Source organism: Clostridium sp. C2-6-12 (assembly GCF_009928485.1).
Classification (GTDB): Bacteria; Bacillota; Clostridia; order Clostridiales; family Clostridiaceae; genus Clostridium.
Genome location: NZ_JAABNP010000003.1, coordinates 100,636 through 118,492 on the forward strand (window position 1 = coordinate 100,636; position 17,857 = coordinate 118,492).

The window sequence follows — 17,857 nt, forward strand, 5'->3', positions numbered from 1 at the left end:
TTTATCTTTTGTATTAATTATTAACAATATTATAACTAAATAATCATTGTGTTCCAATGTACTCATTTATCATTATTACTTATGATTTTAAATATTACTCACTTATTTATCCTAGTCTATAAATTTATATTTTATACTACAGTTTCACAACAACATTTATACGATTTTTAGTCATAATTAAAATTAGGATATTGCCTTCACCCCATTGATTTTACTATAAATATTTAACTATTTATCTATTTTTATAGATAAATATAAACATAGATTTCTATAAAAATAGATATCTATATATATTTTTTTATAGAAATAAAGTTATCTATATATATAGAAATATATATTCCTATATTAATACTTTTCTAGATATATAGATATGAATATAAATATAAACCTATTTTCCTATAAAACTATACTAGCACCACATTATCATAACAATAATGATATCCACGCTAGTTCATTCTATATAATTTTATTATGTTTCGCTAAAGAAACAATATACCAACACCTACTATACTAATAACTGCTCCCACTATTTCTTTTTTAGTTACAGCTTCACGAAATACAATTATAGAAAATGGTATTATAATAATACGTGAAATTGACATAATAGTTGAAGCAATACCTGTTGCAGTATATTGAAGTGCTAATAAGGAAAAAGACACTCCTAAAAAAGGTCCAAAGAAAGAACCTAAAGTAATATATTTCATCACTTTAACTTTTTTGCACGCTGAAAATACTTTTCCCCATGCATTTGAATATGTAATTATAATAGAAAACCCTATTATTCCTGCAATTGTTCTAATTTGAGTTGCGGCAAAAGCATCATAATTTCCCATTCCAACTTTACTAAAAATAAGTCCCATAGCCTGTCCTAAAGCTCCCATAAATGCATAAAAGAAGCCCTTTATAGGTTTAGATAATTTTACACTTTTTTCGTTAGAATTTTTCACTAAAATAACTATTGCTATACCATATATAGTAACCAGCATTCCTACTACATCAACAATTGTAAGCTTTTGCCCTACGATGATATAATCAGCTATAGCAGACAATATAGGCACAGTTGCCATTATAAGCATGGATAAACGTGCTCCAATTAGGACATAAGCTTCAAACAAAAATAAGTCTCCAATTACAAATCCAATAATTCCAGAAACCAAAAGCCAAATCCAATTAGTAGCCGTTGCATCCATTGGCAAAAACATGCCTCTAGTAAAAAGAGTATATATTCCAATAAATACAAATGCAATAATCAACCTAATATAGTTAACACTTAAAGAGCCAACCTCTTTTCCCGAATACTCAAATGCAATTGGAGAAAGAGTCCAGCATATTGCCGTGGCAAGTGCTGCTAATTCTCCTATATAAGAATGTATCATATTAAAATCTCCCTATTATAAATAATTTCTCATTAAATCTTCTAAAGTATCTCTTCTCCTGATAACTTTTATTTCTCCGCTTTCTTTTATAAGAACTTCAGCTGGTCTAAGTCTATTGTTGTAGTTAGAACTCATAACATAACCATATGCCCCAGCATCTAATACTCCTAAAATATCACCTTCTTCTATCTTTGGAAGAAGTACATCGTAAGCCAATATATCTCCACTTTCACATATGTTACCTACAATTGTTACTTCTTCATTTTCCTCTGATAATGAATTATTTTTCTTGTATATTTCAATATCGTGATGTGAAGCATACATTGTTGGTCTTATAAGTACATTAAATCCTAAGTCTGTCCCTATATACTTTCTTCCATAATTAGTTTTAACAGCATGAACAGTTCCGAGTAGTACTGAACATTCTGCTGGAATATATCTTCCTGGCTCTATTTTAAATTCAATTTTTCTTCCATGTTTTTCAGTCCACTCATATATTATAGCATCAATTTCTTTTCCTAAAGCTTTTATATTAAGTGGTTTTTGACCTTTTTGCTTTTCGTATGGAATACCAAAGCCTCCCCCCATATCTATAAATTCAAGTTCTTCAAAACTTTCAGCTATAGTTAATAAAGCTTTTATACTTTCTAAATAAGTATCACCTTTCATGAAAAGTGAACCAATATGCTGATTTATTCCAATAAGCTTTAAATTATATTTCTCAACTATTTCCTTAACTTCATTTATATACTCTGAATCTACTCCAAACTTAGTGTTTTTTCCAGCTGTAACTACTTTTTCATTATGCCCAGTCCCTACTCCCGGATTAAACCTAACAGCTACTCTTCCACCTTCATTTATCTTCCCAAAAAGTTCTAGTTGTGAAATGGAATCAACACTTATAACAACTCCCATCTCTATTGCATATTTAAGTTCTTCAGCTGATACATTATTGCTTATGAAGAAAATTTGCTCTGGTTTAAAACCAGCCTTAAGCTGAACATATATTTCCCCTGGAGACATAGCATCTACATTTAGTCCTTCTTCCCTTACAATTTCTAACAAACGAAGATTGCTATTTGCTTTTGCAGAAAAACTTACAGAAAAATTAGGATAACTTAAAAGATTCTTCATTTCCCTGCATCTTTCCATTAGAATACTTTCATTATATACATAAAGTGGACTTCCATATTTATCAACAAGCTCTGTTGGTTCTTTTCCTTTGTAAAAATTCATCTTATCTGTCACACTGCAAAATTTGTTACTCATAGCCATATACTCCTTTTTATTTATTTCTTATAGTTATTATAAAAAGTATTTGTCATTATATACAGTGACAGTTATACTTATTTTTATAATGACAGATAACTTGTGAGGTAAAAAATGTTAGAAATAGTATTTAATTTAAACAATGATAATAAAGAACCTTTATATATGCAAATTTATAAACACATTAAAGATGAAATCCTATGTGGAAACATACCTTCTGACTGCAAGCTTCCCTCCATAAGAAATCTATGCAAAGATTTAAAAGTAAGTAAAAATACAATAGAAGCAGCATATGAACAATTAATAGCTGAAGGATATGTAAAATCAAAAAATAGATCAGGTTTGTATGTTGAAAAAATAGAGAGCAGCTTCAGCAATTTTAAAAACTTTTCCCCTAGTTCATTTGAAGAAAAAAAATTACAAGTAGCCTATCCTCCAATAAAATATGATTTTAGCAGTGGACAAATTGATTTATCTTCTTTTCCATATACCCAATTTAGAAAAACTTTAACCAGATGTGTTGATGAATATTCTAAAGAATTGCTTTTATATGGTGATCATAAAGGTGATTACGGTTTAAGGTATGAAATCACCAAATACATTCATCATTCTAGGGGCGTTAGATGTTCCCCAGAGCAAATACTTATTTCTTCAGGAACTCAAGAATCTTTGAATTTGTTATGTTTGATTTTATTAAATTTACATTCAAGTATAGCCTTTGAGAATCCAAGCTACATAGGTGCAAAAGACGTATTTAAACATTTTAATTTTAATATAACTCCTATTAATTTAACTGAGGACGGAATTGATATTGGGACTTTAAGCAAAAGTAATTCAAAAATAGTATATGTTACTCCATCACACCAATATCCTTATGGAATGGTAATGCCTATCTCCAAAAGACTAAAACTTCTTAATTGGGCTAATGAAAACAATGGAATAATAATTGAAGATGATTATGATGGCGAATTTAGATATAAAGGAAAATCAATTCCTTCCTTACAGTGACTTGATAAAACTGATAGAGTGGTTTATTTAGGAAGCTTTTCAAAATCCCTTATGCCCTCCCTAAGAATAAGTTATTTGGTACTTCCAAAATTTCTTCTGAATATTTATGAAGAGAAATATAAAACCTATGAACAACCTGTACCTAGATTAATGCAGAAAACCCTTGAACTATTTATGAAAGATGGATATTGGGACAAGCATCTAAGAAAATCAAAAGTGCTATATAAGAAAAAGCAGGAATTGTTAATATATTCTATTATGAAACATCTAGGAAATAATGTAACTATTATTGGAGCTGACTCAGGGCTTCATGTATTAATACAAGTTCATACAAAGCTAAAAGAAAAAGAATTAATAGATGCTGCAATGAAAGCTGGTATTAAAGTAAATCCAACACTTGTTAACTGGATAACCCCTCCTCCAGATTTACTCCCAGTTATTTTTATAGGCTTTGCAGGAATACAAATAGAACACATAACAGATGCAATTAAGGCTTTAAGTAAATGCTGGTTTAAATAAACACAATATAAATCTAATAATAAACTATATTTTGTGGTAAACTGTTACTACAAATAATAATCTATAGAAATTCCTACACAAACACCACATCTTACAAAGGAGAAAATCATTATGAATAAGTTGAATTTTTTTAGCAGCCTAAATCATGATCTTACAGAAGATCAAAAATCAACTATTGTCCATGAAATTAGCAAAACTAATTTTACAAGAATAAAATTACTTCTTGTCATATTTATAATAGTTGAATTTCTATTTATAGTTTTTAATGACATACCTTATTTATTAAAGACTTCTATAAATATAGTTTGGAATGATAACAGATTCTTTATTTTACATCTACTTATTTTTTTTGTTTGTATTATTGGGCTTATCTTAATTCAAACTTTTACTAAAAATAAAGACAGCAAATTGGAAAACGTCCATAAATATTTAATTCCCACTTTAACTGTTTTACTTTTGAGCCTAGTTGCCCTAATAAATGGTTTGGATCAACTTAAATCTGGTAATATAAGCAGTGTATTTATAGCCAACCTTATTATATTTAGTGCCATTTTAATGTTTAGATTTCCAATAAATTTAGCTGTATACACAGCTCCATTTCTAACATATTTATATGGACTAATAAAATTTCAACATAATGTTGATTTATTAATTTCAAATAGCATAAATGGTTTCATTTTCTTTTTAGCAGTTATTGTAATTTCAACAACAATTTATAATCATCATTATAAAGAAATTGCCAAAAACATGCTTTTAGAAGAAGCTAATTCTAAGCTAACCTATTTTTCTAATCACGATCCCTTGACAGAGCTTTTAAATAGGCGAAGTTTTGGAATTCAAGTTGCAGAAAAAATGAAAGAAATCAAAAAAAATAACGAATCAGCTGCACTCATTTTAATAGATATAGATCATTATAAACAGATAAATGATCAATTTGGTCATCCAATAGGTGATATTGTACTTAAAGAAATAAGCCTTATTCTAAGGGATCATATAAAAACCACTGATTTAGCAACTCGCTGGGGAGGGGAAGAATTTCTTATATTTCTTTCTCAAACTTCAATAAAAGAAGCTTACTCATTGGCTGAAAATATTAGATTATCGATTCAAAATAAAACACTGTTAGTTGATGAATTCAAAATACAGGTAAGTGCAAGTTTAGGCATTTCATTATTAAAAAACAATTTTGAAGCCTCCTTTGATACTTCCTATAAAGCAGCAGATACAGCCCTTTATAGAGCAAAAAAACAAGGGCGAAATCAAGTTGTAATCGCGTCAGATAGCGAATAACAAGTATTTTCTAGATAGTATTATGAGCTAATATTATATTGTTTTTACAATGCAAAGCTTATAAATACAATATAAAAATAATTTTTATTTATCTCAATTAAAATATTATAAGAACAAAAAGAAAAGGCTACGAGAATATCTCATAGCCTTGTAATTTACTATCTGTCGAAGCTTCTGTTGTTTCTTTGTTGTTTTCTAGCTTTTCTACATTCTGGACATCTAACTGGATCGTTATCAAATCCTTTTTCTTTGTAGAATTCTTGTTCACCAACAGTGAAAACAAATTCCTTACCACAATCTTTACATACTAAAGTTCTATCTTCCATAATATAAATCCTCCCTTTTTCCCAAAGACATAATCTGATACTTGACCCTATCTCTGAGACAGAGGTGAAAGTGTACAGTATTGATTAAATCTTGAAATATCTTACTTAATAAGATTACCATATTTTCACTTAAAATTCAACATAAATCTTAGAAATATTTTTCTAAATATTCAGATTTTATGAGTACAAATCTAAAAAATTAGTAATAATTATTAATTTTCAAAAATTAATCCTTCTTGAAGTCTTCCTTCATTCATAGATACTATTCTATCTGATACATTTTTAGCAAAATCCATATCATGAGTTATTATCATCATACTCATTCCCTTAGAACTTAAGCTTTTTATTAAGTTTGCGACTTCCCCAGTAAGTCCTGGATCTAAAGCTGAAGTCGGCTCATCAAAGCACATGATTTTAGGCTCCAATACTAATGCCCTTCCAATAGCAACTCTTTGTTTTTGTCCTCCTGATAATTCAAAAGGATAATTATTTTTCTTTTCTAATAAATTTAAAAATCCAAGAGTTTCTTCTGCTTTTTTTATTGATTCCTCTCTACTCCACCCCAATACTCTTTGAGGTGCTTCTATTAAATTTTCTAAAACAGTCATATGCGGAAATAAATTAAAGTTTTGAAATACTAATCCTATGTCTTTTCTTATTTCTTTTAGTTCATTTTTCTCTACATATTTTCCATCTTTGCATAGAGTCTTTCCGTTTATTTCTATATCTCCATTATCACAATGTTCCAAAGCATTTACACATCTAAGCAGTGTAGTTTTTCCTCCTCCTGAGTGACCTACTACTACTAAAATCTCACCTTGTGATATTTCAAGATTAACACCTTTTAATACTTCTGTATTTCCAAATTTCTTTCTTACATTATTTATTTTAAGCATAAACGTTCCTCCATATTACTTATAATAGTCATACTTTTCTTCAATTATCTTTAAAACCTTACTGAAGACTGCTATTACAATTAAGTAAACAACTCCAACAATTAAAAGTGGCATTAAAGAAACTTCTCTATTTGTAGCCATTTCTCCTATTTTTAGCAGTTCATCTATTCCTACTACATATACTAAAGATGTATCCTTAACTAAAGTTGTCACTTCATTTGCAACTGGTGGAATAACTCTTTTAAATGCTTGTGGTAAAATAATCCTAAAAAATATATCTTTTGAACTTAAACCTAAAACTTGAGCTCCTTCAACTTGTCCATTGTCTATAGACATTATTCCTGCTCTAAATATTTCTCCAAAATAAGCTCCATAATTTAATGTAAAGGCTAAAATAGCTGCTGGAAACCTATTAAATGTAATTCCTACTATAGGTAATCCAAAAAAGATTACTATAATTTGTAGCAATAACGGTGTCCCTCTCATTATAAGAACATATACCCCACTTATTTCTCTTAGTATTAGAGATTTAGATGTTCTCATTACAGCTACTATTATTCCTAAAGGAATTGATAATATTAGTGTAAGTGCAAATATTTCTAATGTGACTTTAAGCCCCTCTAATACCTGAGGCATTATTTGTAATATATAACTCAAGGTTATTTCCTCCTCTTTTATGTTCCAATATTTATCTTCTAAAAATATTTTAAGGCATATTCAAATAAAATTTCTTATTCTAAAATAATCAAAAGTTATCTTTATTGAATACGCCTTATTAAATTATATTATTTTAAAACTATATCTTCTTCAAACCATTTCTTAGATATTTCTGCTGCAGTTTTGTCTGCTATTACTTCATCTAAAGCTTTGTTAAAGGCTTCAACAAATTTAGTATCTCCTTTTCTAATTCCAACTCCATATTGCTCACTTCCAAAATCTTCAGTTAAAATTTTGTACTTTTCTTGTCCTCTGGCCTTCATGTAATATCTTGCTAATATCTCGTCAACAACAATTGCATCTAATCTTTTTGCTTCTAAATCCATTAATGCCTGATTATTATCTTTAAAAGTAACAAGCTTTCCACTATCAAAACTCTTTAAAAGATTTGCATCTTTTTCTACTGCATCTACTGCAGTAGATTCATTTTGTGCTCCAACTTTCTTACCTGCTAAATCCGCTTTAGCGCTTATTGGAGAATTTGCAAGTGTTACTATAACTTGCTTATTATTTAAATATGGTTTTGAAAATTCAACCTTTTCTTTTCTTTCATCACTAATTGAATATCCATTCCAAATTAAATCTATATTCCCATTCTTAAGTTCAGTTTCCTTCATACTCCAATTTATCGGCTGGAATTTCACTTTTTTGTTAAGCTTTTTAGCAACTGCTTCTGCTAAATCTATATCAAAGCCAACTACTTTTCCGCTTTCATCTTTAAATCCCATTGGAACAAATGTATCATCAAAGCCTAATACTAATTCTTCTTTATCCAATGTGCTAGCTGCTGCCTTTGTATCTTCCTTTTTAGCCCCTGTATTTCCTGAACAAGCAACTAAACCTGTTCCTAGTGTTGCTATAACAGCAACTATAGTTAATTTCTTTATTAAAACATTCATTTTCATAAATAATTTCCCCCTTGATTAGTTTTTCTATTTATTACTTTATCACGCTAAAGTAAAAAAATCAAGTATTTTTTATTTTTTTAATTATTTATATTTAAAATTCAATTTATTTCATTATTACCGCTAAGTGTTTTGCAAATAATTGCCTTGCTTCTACCATTTACTTTTATATTTTACAATTGATCGAACAAGTTATTTAAAAATAAAAAAATGCCAATCTGATTGTTATCCTATTTAAATATGGTAACTATAGATCAGCATTTTTTTATTTTATCTTGTTGAAGAAGCTCTATCCAAAGCTCTTTGCATATTATCCATATGAGTAGAAAATTCATCTATTGTATCTGTAACCTTAACTTTATCAACTGGGTTTTCATAGGTATCCGCTCTGTCTTTAGCATCCTTCACATTATTTTTAAGTTCATCTAATTTATCTGATATATCATCTAATTGTTCTTTTAGATCTTCACTTTTACCTTCAAAATCAGCATTATTTAAAGCATTTGTTAATTCATCTGCTTTTTGATTTAATTCTTTCATAGTCCTTTGAGTATCACTATCAACTTCGTCAATTTTGTCAGATAATTCTTTTGGTGTCGTTTTTATTTTATCCATTACATCTTTCATTTTTTCTGAATCAAACACTTCATTCACTTTATCTCCTGATGGCTTTTCATCAGTATTTTCCTTTGTTTCAATTATATAATCATCTTTAAGATTACATCCAATCATAGAAAAAGCGAGAATCATGCAAAGCATTATACTCAATATTTTTTTTATCTTCATTTTTTCACCCCGATATATATTTTTGTACTGCTTAGTATATATTAATATTTTTTTATGATTATTTCAACATTAACTTATAATTTTATTTAGGGCAATAATATGAATTATTACATTTTATAGTTTATATAACATTCTTTTTTTATATTTTATTGTAGCCACTTCACTTATATCTCTTATAGTCATATAATTAGATATACCTCCATAAGCTCCTACAATAGGCATTCCCTGAATAACTTTAGCAAACATCATACTTTCGGATAAATTTCTTGAAGTTTCTTTTATTAGTTGATTAATATCTATTTCATTCTTAAAACCATTATCAATATTATAACCTATTCTATCTATTTCATTTGAATATAAAATTTTTTGTGGCGTTTTATTTACACTTGCACAGATTATATTTAAAATAAATGCTTTTTCTTCATCCGAATCATATTTAAATCCATAATTTAAGCAGATTTCATATATGGTCTTTAAAATTACTCCTATAAAAACTGGTATATCAGGAAGTCCTATTCCTAAAACACCTAAGGCTGTTCCTTCTGTAGTTGTAAGACCTTTATTTACCCAGATTCCCTTTCTAGCCGTCTTATCAAATCTATTTAAATTTTTATTGCTAATTTGTTTAGATAAAATATATTCATTTATATCAGCTTCATTTTTTAATTTCTCTAAATTATAGCTCTTTTCTATTATAATAGATCCTTTTTCAAAAACATAATAAAATCCTTTTTCAAAAGCCTTATCAAAGGTACCCATTACTTTTGATGGAAAATATTCTTCTATTTTATTCTTTATTACTGCAATCTTACTTTGTATAAACTCATTTTCTTTTTTATCAAAAAATTTCTCTTCCCTTCTTCGCAGCTTTTCTTTTTGATGATTTATGATCTTTTTTTCTCTGCTAATTTTATAGTTAAAATTCATTTTTCTCCCTCCATTCCTTAGATCTTTTATAAATATACTTTTCCGACCATATTAACTAATTTTCTGTTATATATATATTAATTCCAAATAATGAATATTTCAAACATTACTTATACATGTATTAATTATATTTATTTTACAGTTTTAGCTACCTCCTTAAATTCATATAATTATTCAATTTTACTACCCCTAAAGTTACATAATGCATGAAAATAAGGAGAGTTAGTTTTCTCTTCTACTCTCCTTATTTTCTATCTTTATTCTTTATTGCCTTTTAACATTTCTCCAATTGCCGCTATACTTCCAAGGGAAGATAAAGTTTCATTAGGTAATATAAGCTTATTAGCTGGGCTATTAGCCATTTCCTTAAGGGCTTCAACTTGCTTTAATGCTATAACTGTTTCATTTGTACCTGATTCAATAATAGCTGTGTTTACTTTTCTTATTGCTTCAGCTTCTGCCTGTGCTATTTGTTCTATAGCCTTAGCTTTACCTTCTGCTTCTAGTAACTGAGATTCCTTCAAACCTTCTGCTCTTCTAATATTGGCTTCTTTTTCTGCTTCTGCTGATAATATTTTTGATTGCTTTTCACCTTCTGCTTTTTCTATTTGTGATTGTCTTAAACCTTCTGCTTGAAGAATCATAGCTCTCTTATCTCTTTCAGCTTTCATTTGCTTTTCCATAGCCGCTTGTATTTCAGCAGGTGGCACTATGTTTTTTATTTCAACAGATAATATTTTTATTCCATATGCATCAGTAACTTCATCTATAATACTTAAAAGATCTTGGTTTATAGCATCTCTTCCTGATAAAATTTCATCTAAACTCATATTACCTAATATATTTCTCATATTAGTTGTAGCTGAATATACTATACCTGAAACATAATCTTCTATATTATAAACAGCATCTTTTGCATTTAAAACCTTGTAGAATATAACATTATCAACTAATATTTTTACATTATCCTTTGTGATAACTGATTGAGGTTGTACATCTAAAATTTGTTGTTTAGTTGAAATTTTTCTTCTTACATAATCTACAAATGGTATTATAAAATGCCATCCTGGTTCTAATACCTTATCAAATTGTCCAAATCTTTCTACTACATATAAATAACCTGTGTTTACTATTTTAATTGATGATATAACTACTGCTAATACAAATAGTAATATTACTCCTAAAACTATCATTAATTCCATTTTCTATTCCCCCCATAATAGTGTATACAAATTTCTATTTCCTTATAGATTACTATACACTATCTATTTTTTTTATTTTTAATTTTATTCCTTCAATTCCTGTAATCTGGAACTTCTCTCCTACATGAATTTCATCACCTTCATTAATAACTGTCCAATATTCTCCATTAATCTTAATCTGTGCTTTATCAAATATTTCTTTTTCACTTACAATAATGTTGCCAATATAAGTTTCTTCTCTAAGAGGTATATTTTTATGTGCATTATTGTATTTTTTCTTTAGTGCTGGATAACCAAATACTAAAACAACTATACTTACAGCCGCGAAAATTATTATTTGAATTATAAATGGCACTCCTAAAGTAGCACTTATTGCAGAAACAACAGCTCCTATTGAAAACATTGCAAAGAAAAAGCTGCTGGTCATAACATCTACCACAATAGAACAAACCGCAACAACTAACCAAAATACTGCTGGTCCCATCTGAATCCCTCCCAACCTAATAATACTAATTTTTCTTTGTTTGTTAATGAAATATTTCATATACCCATTATATAGCTTAGATAATTGTTTTGCAAGTTATCTTTTATCTTAAAAAGAGTTATTTATTACCGTTTTGTTTGAATTTCTTTTATAATCTTCTTCTTACTTTGATTTAATTCACATTTAGTTTATAATTGTTTAAGATATATTTTATTAACAATAATTAATTTCAAACACTTAATTAAAGAAATTCGCTAAAGATTTCAAAGGAAATGATAATATGTCCATTAATTATTTATCATTGACTATTAATTTATACATATTAAGGAGTGATCATATGGATTTTATTAAAGTTGCAGCTGCTTGTCCTAAAACTAAAGTTGCTGATGTTGACTATAATGTTGAAAATATTTTATTCTGTATAAAGGAAGCTGTTAATAAAGGAAATAAATTTATAGTTTTTCCTGAACTTTGTATTACCTCTTATACTTGCGGTGATTTATTTTTACAAGAATATTTAATTAACAAATCTTTAAATGGAATTAAGGAAATATTAGAGGCTACTAAAAATGAAGATATTTTAATTGCAGTTGGTGCTCCACTTCTTTCTGAAAGTGTCTTATATAATTGCGCTTATCTGTTATTTAAAGGAAAAATACTTGGAATTGTACCAAAATCATATCTTCCAAATTATAGTGAATTTTATGAAAAGAGATGGTTTACTGAAGGATTTTCAATAGAAAGTGAAAAAGTCGATTTATCATTTCAAAATGAAGTTCCCTTTGGCACAAATTTAATTTTTTCATCTAACCTTGGGAACTTTGGAGTTGAAATTTGCGAAGATCTATGGGTAACAATACCTCCAAGCTCTTATTTGGCTCTTATGGGTGCACATATAATAGGAAATCTTTCTGCTTCAAATGAATTAGTAAGTAAAATGGATTATAGAAAGAGTCTTATTTCAAATCAAAGTGCTAGAACTATGTGTTCTTATATATATTCGTCTGCTGGAGTTCATGAATCTACAACAGATGTATTATTCAGCGGACACCTTCTAATCAGTGAAAATGGTTCATTATTAAAGGAAAATAACCGCTTCCAAAGAGAAAATGAAGTAATTTCTTCTATTGTTGATGTATTTAAACTTAAGGCTGAAAGAATGAAAAATCTTAGCTTTAGAGATTCTTTTAAATTCTTAAACAAAAAGCCTGTTATGATAAACTTTGAATTTGAAAAAACTTCAATTGAAGTTTTTGATAGATATGTTGATAAACACCCATTTGTTCCTTCATATGAAAAAGAAAGGGAAATGCGTTGCAAAGAAATCTTCAACATACAATCTGCAAGCCTTGCAAAAAGATTAGAACACACAAAATCCCAAAAGGCAGTAATCGGAATTTCAGGTGGCTTAGATTCAACTCTTGCATTACTTGTAATAGTTAAAACCTTTGAATTGCTTAATATAGATAAGAAGAACATTGTTACTATAACTATGCCTGGCTTTGGTACAACTGATAGAACATATAATAATGCTATTGATTTATGCAGAGAACTTGGAACAGATCTTAGAGAAATTAATATAGTTAAAGCTTCTCTTCAACATTTTGAAGATATTGGCCACGATAAAAATATTCATGATGTTACTTATGAAAATGTTCAAGCAAGAGAAAGAACTCAAATATTGATGGATATTGCAAATAAAGAAAGAGGTTTATTAATTGGAACTGGTGATTTATCAGAGCTTGCTCTTGGATGGTGCACCTACAATGGAGATCATATGTCCATGTATTCTGTAAATCCTTCTATACCAAAAACTCTTGTTAGGTATTTAGTAAAATATGTAGCACAAAATGAATCTACAGAGGCCGTATGCAATACTCTTATGGATATATTAGATACACCTGTAAGCCCAGAATTACTACCAAAAGATCAAAATGGTGAAATAGCTCAAAAGACTGAAGATATAGTAGGTCCTTATGAGCTTCACGATTTCTTCTTATATCATTTTATTAAACATGGTTCAACAAAGGAAAGAATATTCTACTTAGCTAAAGTGGCATTTAAAGGTAATTATTCTGAAGAAGAAATAGAAAAATGGTTAGATAAATTTATGTTTAGATTCTTCACTCAACAATTTAAGAGAAGCGCTCTTCCTGACGGACCTAAAGTAGGAAGTATTTCTTTAAGTCCTAGAGGTGACTGGCGTATGCCTTCAGATGCTGCTCCCTGGAAATAGTATTGTAAAAAAGCTTTAAAGAATCTATATTTATTACTTATTTTTTAAAGTTAATAATATTTTATTGATATTTTAACAATAAACTTCCACTTTTCATAATGGATTGTAGAAATTTCTTTTAAGTAGTGCTACAATAGATGTTATTAAATAAACAATGGCAATAGGCATATAAATTTTAGCCAGGGCCTGTATAGATATGGAGGAATGGAAAATGGGGAAAAAAGCTGATATAGACTGGAGTAAACTAGGATTCGATTACATAAAAACGGATTATCGTTATATTTCAGTTTGGAAAGATGGACAATGGGACGAAGGAAAACTTACAGAAGATAATATGATTTCTATAAGCGAAGCTTCTACTGTTATTCATTATGGTCAAAGTTGCTTTGAAGGTCTTAAAGCATATACAACAAAAGAAGGAAAAATTCAATTATTTAGACCTGACTTAAATGCTGAACGTATGAATGAAAGCTGCGACAAACTTCTTATGCCACACGTTCCTGTAGAGAAATTTATCGATGCTGTTAAGCAAGTAGTAAAGGCAAATGAAAAATACGTTCCACCATATGGAAGTGGTGCGACATTATATATTAGACCATATTTAATGGGTGTTGGGCATAATATAGGTGTTAAACCAGCACCAGAATATATCTTTGGTGTATTTTGTATTCCAGTTGGTCCTTATTTTAAGGATGGAGTCTCTCCTTGCAATTACATAGTTTTAGATGACTTTGACAGAGCAGCTCCTCACGGTACTGGTGGTAACAAAGTTGGTGGAAATTATGCTGCATCGTTACAAGCTCATGCAGTAGCTGCAAAAAAAGGTTTTGCTGATTGTATTTACCTAGATCCTGCTACTCATACTAAAATTGAAGAAATAGGAGCGGCAAACTTCTTTGGTATAACTAAAAATGATGAATTTGTTACACCTAAATCTCCATCTATTTTACCAAGTATAACTAAGCGTTCTCTTCTTCATATAGCAGAACATTACTTAAAAATGCCTGTTTATGAAAGAGAAGTACCAATTGATACTATAGATGAATTTAAAGAAGCTGGCGCTTGTGGAACAGCAGCTGTAATCACTCCTATTGGCGGAATTCACTACAATGGGAAATTACATGTATTCCATAGTGAAACTGAAGTTGGTCCTATAACTCAAAAATTATACGATTTACTTTTAGGAATTCAACTTGGTGATGTTGAAGCTCCTGAAGGTTGGATATACGAAGTTGAAATATAACTATCCACATGGAAAAAGCAGGTAGAGGTATTACTAAAATACCCTACCTGCTTTTTTATCCCAAAATCATTAACCAGCTTTTATTCATCTAAATCTACAAAATCATAATTTGCTATCATATTGTAAATTAATTTCTAATATAAATATATTATGCTCAAACTATATTTCTATCTTCTAAACTTTTCTATTTACACTCCGAATATATAAATAACAAATGAAATATAAGGATTTATGATTTTGAATATAGTTAACTCATATTTAGATTTAACTAATTTTCAATAATCATATACTTCTATAAACAAATGAACGAAATGCATAATATGATTAAGTTTAAGTAACCAAATTATAAATTGGTAACTTTGCTTATATACTTAAAAAGGAGGAATGTATATGTTTGATAATCGAGTAATTTCTAGAAGTAAATATGTTGTAAATGGTGTAACTCGTATCACTGCTGAAAATAGCATAACTAAAAGACCTTATAGTAAAACTGATGTTTCTTCAGATAAAAAGCATGATGATTCACATTCCTTTAATGAAACCTTACATTCAAAAGCTAAAAGGAAAGGTGAAAATGAAGATTTAAATAGTTTTGAAAATGAATTAGATAATATGTCAAGATTAAGAAGTGAAGAAAATTCTAGGCTAGTTCAAGCTAGATTTAACCATAATAACATTGATAAATATAAACCTATAAATAATCCTGCTGAAACTCAATTGCATAATAAAATAGGTCAAGCTATGTCAGAGGGAAAAATTGATGTTTCCGAGTTAGCTAGAAAAGTTGAACTTCTCAATGCATTAAAAAATGAATCAAAATAGTATAATCTTATCTTGTTCTAATAGAAATTAAAAGGAGTTTTAATTAGATATATTTTTCTATCTAATTAAACTCCTTTTACATATTTACTTTATTATACTGCAGCTAATTTATGAAGTCTGCTGTATTCACCTTCTCTTCTCATCAATTCTTCATGAGATCCTTGTTCTATTATCCCCGTATTACCTAATACAATAATTTCATCTGCATTTTTAATTGTTGATAATCTATGAGCTACCACTATTGTTGTCCTTCCAACACATAGCTTTTCCAAAGATTCCTGTATTATACGTTCAGTTGCATTATCTAAAGCAGATGTTGCTTCGTCTAATATCAATATTGGCGGGTTTTTAAGAAAAACTCTAGCAATAGATATACGCTGTTTTTGACCGCCTGATAATTTTACGCCTCTTTCACCAATATAAGTATCATAACCTTCAGGCAAAGTATTTATAAATTCATGTATATTAGCCATTTTTGCTGCTCTAAGCAATTCTTCTTCTGTTGCATCTGCCTTTCCATATAAGATATTATCTCTTATGGTTCCAGTAAATAAAAATACTTCTTGCTGTACTATTCCAATATTTTCTCTAAGCGAATCTAATTTCACATTATATATACTTTTATTATCAATTAAAATATCTCCGCTTTCTGGCTCATAAAATCTCGGAATAAGATTACAGAAGGTAGTTTTTCCTCCACCTGAAGCTCCAACTAAAGCTAACATTTTTCCTTTATTAATCTTTGCTGAAACATCTTTTAAGACTTCTTTTCCTTCGTAACTAAAGCTGACATTTTTAAATTCAATTTCACCTTCTACATTTTCTAGTTCAATTGCATCTTTTTTATCCTTTTCTCTATCTTCATCCATGATTTCCATGTACCTTTGAAATCCAGTAATTCCATTTTGGAACTGTTCCATAAAGTTTATAAGCTTCTTTATTGGTTCTGTAAATAACTTTATAAACAACATATAAGCCATAAAATCACCTATAGTTATGTAACCTGTTAATGTAAATATGCCTCCGCCTATTAGCCCTACATAATTTAATATATCTATACCAAAACTTGAACCTGAAGAATACTCAGCCATTACTTTATAGGCTTTTTCTCTAGCTTTTATAAATTTTTTATTGCCCTTTTCAAATTTTTCTTCTTCAGATTTATGACTTACAAAAGCTTTTGATATTTTTATCCCTGAAATACTATTTTCAAGGCTTGCATTTACAGCTCCTGTTTCAACTTTAGTTTCAAGAAATGCTTTGTTCATCTTTTTTCTTTGAAAAAGAGTAAACCATACTATAAAAGGAATGAATGCAAATATTAATATTGTCAGAGGTACATTTATTGTACATAATAATATAAATGAACCTATAAGCATGACAATTGATATGAATAAATCTTCTGGCCCATGATGAGCAAGCTCAGATATATCCATTAAGTCATTAATAATTCTAGACATTATGTCACCTGTCTTATTGTTATCAAAAAAGCTATTAGGCAATTTTTGAAGATGCCTAAAAATATGTCTTCTCATATCTCCCTGCATTCTTACACCTACAACATGTCCCCAATACTGCATAAAGTATCCACAGCCAGCTTTAATGATAAAAATTATTAATAAAGCTGCTGCAAATACAAAAATCAATCTTAAATCTCTATTAGGAATTGATTCATTAACAAGCTGTCTTGTCATCATAGGATATACCAAATCACATAATGATGCTATGAATGCTACAACTAAATCTAATGTAAATAATAATTTATATGGTTTGTAAAAGGAAATAAATTTTTTAATCACTTACCTTCCACCATCCTTTCTATTCTAATTTTATATATTTTAAATAGGGTTA

General features: G+C 28.8%; 17 protein-coding genes. 6 read left to right on the plus strand and 11 right to left on the minus strand.

The features are described 5' to 3' along the window. Positions 1-479 precede the first annotated feature (479 nt). Together GXK56_RS03655 and lysA are read right to left on the minus strand one after the other, a co-directional pair. On the minus strand, positions 480-1,376 hold the full coding sequence (locus tag GXK56_RS03655; protein WP_160685173.1) for a DMT family transporter: 897 nt from the start codon (positions 1,374-1,376) through the stop codon (positions 480-482). Between the two features lie 15 nt (positions 1,377-1,391). After that, a complete protein-coding gene (gene lysA, locus GXK56_RS03660; protein WP_160685176.1) occupies positions 1,392-2,645 on the minus strand; it encodes a diaminopimelate decarboxylase in 1,254 nt (417 codons plus the stop codon). A 114-nt stretch (positions 2,646-2,759) separates the two neighbouring features. Between lysA and GXK56_RS28040 the strand changes: the two genes are divergently transcribed. The 3 genes from GXK56_RS28040 to GXK56_RS03670 all read left to right on the plus strand — a co-directional run bounded on the left by GXK56_RS28040 (position 2,760) and on the right by GXK56_RS03670 (position 5,462). Beyond that, positions 2,760-3,653, plus strand: a complete 894-nt coding sequence (locus tag GXK56_RS28040) for a PLP-dependent aminotransferase family protein (protein ID WP_243156002.1) — start codon at positions 2,760-2,762, stop codon at positions 3,651-3,653. Positions 3,654-3,704: 51 nt separating this feature from the next. Further along, positions 3,705-4,172 (plus strand): hypothetical protein, encoded by a 468-nt coding sequence (locus GXK56_RS28045; RefSeq protein WP_243156003.1) that lies wholly within the window; start codon positions 3,705-3,707, stop codon positions 4,170-4,172. Positions 4,173-4,283: 111 nt separating this feature from the next. Next, positions 4,284-5,462 (plus strand): GGDEF domain-containing protein, encoded by a 1,179-nt coding sequence (locus GXK56_RS03670; RefSeq protein WP_202127820.1) that lies wholly within the window; start codon positions 4,284-4,286, stop codon positions 5,460-5,462. Between the two features lie 158 nt (positions 5,463-5,620). Here GXK56_RS03670 and GXK56_RS03675 read toward each other — a convergent pair whose 3' ends face one another. The 8 genes from GXK56_RS03675 to GXK56_RS03710 form a co-directional block, all read right to left on the minus strand. After that, a complete protein-coding gene (locus GXK56_RS03675) occupies positions 5,621-5,788 on the minus strand; it encodes a zinc-ribbon domain-containing protein (protein ID WP_008425046.1) in 168 nt (55 codons plus the stop codon). 212 nt (positions 5,789-6,000) lie between these two features. After that, the gene (locus tag GXK56_RS03680) at positions 6,001-6,684 is read right to left on the minus strand and encodes an amino acid ABC transporter ATP-binding protein (RefSeq protein ID WP_160685179.1); all 684 of its coding nucleotides are present in this window, start codon (positions 6,682-6,684) and stop codon (positions 6,001-6,003) included. A 15-nt stretch (positions 6,685-6,699) separates the two neighbouring features. After that, complete coding sequence (locus GXK56_RS03685) at positions 6,700-7,341, minus strand: amino acid ABC transporter permease (protein ID WP_160685182.1); 642 nt, start codon at positions 7,339-7,341, stop codon at positions 6,700-6,702. Positions 7,342-7,469: 128 nt separating this feature from the next. Continuing rightward, positions 7,470-8,306, minus strand: a complete 837-nt coding sequence (locus tag GXK56_RS03690; protein ID WP_160685185.1) for an amino acid ABC transporter substrate-binding protein — start codon at positions 8,304-8,306, stop codon at positions 7,470-7,472. Between the two features lie 270 nt (positions 8,307-8,576). Further along, positions 8,577-9,092 (minus strand): hypothetical protein, encoded by a 516-nt coding sequence (locus GXK56_RS03695; RefSeq protein ID WP_160685189.1) that lies wholly within the window; start codon positions 9,090-9,092, stop codon positions 8,577-8,579. 114 nt (positions 9,093-9,206) lie between these two features. Beyond that, positions 9,207-10,019, minus strand: a complete 813-nt coding sequence (locus GXK56_RS03700; protein WP_160685192.1) for an EcsC family protein — start codon at positions 10,017-10,019, stop codon at positions 9,207-9,209. Between the two features lie 257 nt (positions 10,020-10,276). Further along, the gene (locus tag GXK56_RS03705) at positions 10,277-11,221 is read right to left on the minus strand and encodes an SPFH domain-containing protein (protein WP_160685195.1); all 945 of its coding nucleotides are present in this window, start codon (positions 11,219-11,221) and stop codon (positions 10,277-10,279) included. Between the two features lie 52 nt (positions 11,222-11,273). After that, the gene (locus GXK56_RS03710) at positions 11,274-11,705 is read right to left on the minus strand and encodes an NfeD family protein (RefSeq protein ID WP_160685198.1); all 432 of its coding nucleotides are present in this window, start codon (positions 11,703-11,705) and stop codon (positions 11,274-11,276) included. A 337-nt stretch (positions 11,706-12,042) separates the two neighbouring features. Between GXK56_RS03710 and GXK56_RS03715 the strand changes: the two genes are divergently transcribed. The 3 genes from GXK56_RS03715 to GXK56_RS03725 all read left to right on the plus strand — a co-directional run bounded on the left by GXK56_RS03715 (position 12,043) and on the right by GXK56_RS03725 (position 16,006). Continuing rightward, positions 12,043-13,941, plus strand: coding sequence for an NAD(+) synthase (locus GXK56_RS03715; RefSeq protein ID WP_160685201.1), 1,899 nt, complete (start codon positions 12,043-12,045; stop codon positions 13,939-13,941). Positions 13,942-14,152: 211 nt separating this feature from the next. Further along, on the plus strand, positions 14,153-15,184 hold the full coding sequence (locus tag GXK56_RS03720) for a branched-chain amino acid aminotransferase (RefSeq protein WP_160685204.1): 1,032 nt from the start codon (positions 14,153-14,155) through the stop codon (positions 15,182-15,184). Positions 15,185-15,574: 390 nt separating this feature from the next. Further along, on the plus strand, positions 15,575-16,006 hold the full coding sequence (locus tag GXK56_RS03725; RefSeq protein WP_160685207.1) for a hypothetical protein: 432 nt from the start codon (positions 15,575-15,577) through the stop codon (positions 16,004-16,006). Between the two features lie 92 nt (positions 16,007-16,098). Here the strand turns inward: GXK56_RS03725 and GXK56_RS03730 are convergent, their stop codons facing one another. Continuing rightward, complete coding sequence (locus GXK56_RS03730) at positions 16,099-17,805, minus strand: ABC transporter ATP-binding protein (RefSeq protein ID WP_160685210.1); 1,707 nt, start codon at positions 17,803-17,805, stop codon at positions 16,099-16,101. Between the last annotated feature and the right edge of the window lie 52 nt (positions 17,806-17,857).

Coding starts and splice junctions, on each gene's coding strand:
- GXK56_RS03655 (WP_160685173.1), bottom strand. CDS start 1,376: ATGATACATTCTTATATAGGAGAATTAGCAGCACTTGCCACGGCAATA.
- lysA (WP_160685176.1), bottom strand. CDS start 2,645: ATGAGTAACAAATTTTGCAGTGTGACAGATAAGATGAATTTTTACAAA.
- GXK56_RS28040 (WP_243156002.1), top strand. CDS start 2,760: ATGTTAGAAATAGTATTTAATTTAAACAATGATAATAAAGAACCTTTA.
- GXK56_RS28045 (WP_243156003.1), top strand. CDS start 3,705: ATGCCCTCCCTAAGAATAAGTTATTTGGTACTTCCAAAATTTCTTCTG.
- GXK56_RS03670 (WP_202127820.1), top strand. CDS start 4,284: ATGAATAAGTTGAATTTTTTTAGCAGCCTAAATCATGATCTTACAGAA.
- GXK56_RS03675 (WP_008425046.1), bottom strand. CDS start 5,788: ATGGAAGATAGAACTTTAGTATGTAAAGATTGTGGTAAGGAATTTGTT.
- GXK56_RS03680 (WP_160685179.1), bottom strand. CDS start 6,684: ATGCTTAAAATAAATAATGTAAGAAAGAAATTTGGAAATACAGAAGTA.
- GXK56_RS03690 (WP_160685185.1), bottom strand. CDS start 8,306: ATGAAAATGAATGTTTTAATAAAGAAATTAACTATAGTTGCTGTTATA.
- GXK56_RS03695 (WP_160685189.1), bottom strand. CDS start 9,092: ATGAAGATAAAAAAAATATTGAGTATAATGCTTTGCATGATTCTCGCT.
- GXK56_RS03700 (WP_160685192.1), bottom strand. CDS start 10,019: ATGAATTTTAACTATAAAATTAGCAGAGAAAAAAAGATCATAAATCAT.
- GXK56_RS03705 (WP_160685195.1), bottom strand. CDS start 11,221: ATGGAATTAATGATAGTTTTAGGAGTAATATTACTATTTGTATTAGCA.
- GXK56_RS03710 (WP_160685198.1), bottom strand. CDS start 11,705: ATGGGACCAGCAGTATTTTGGTTAGTTGTTGCGGTTTGTTCTATTGTG.
- GXK56_RS03715 (WP_160685201.1), top strand. CDS start 12,043: ATGGATTTTATTAAAGTTGCAGCTGCTTGTCCTAAAACTAAAGTTGCT.
- GXK56_RS03720 (WP_160685204.1), top strand. CDS start 14,153: ATGGGGAAAAAAGCTGATATAGACTGGAGTAAACTAGGATTCGATTAC.
- GXK56_RS03725 (WP_160685207.1), top strand. CDS start 15,575: ATGTTTGATAATCGAGTAATTTCTAGAAGTAAATATGTTGTAAATGGT.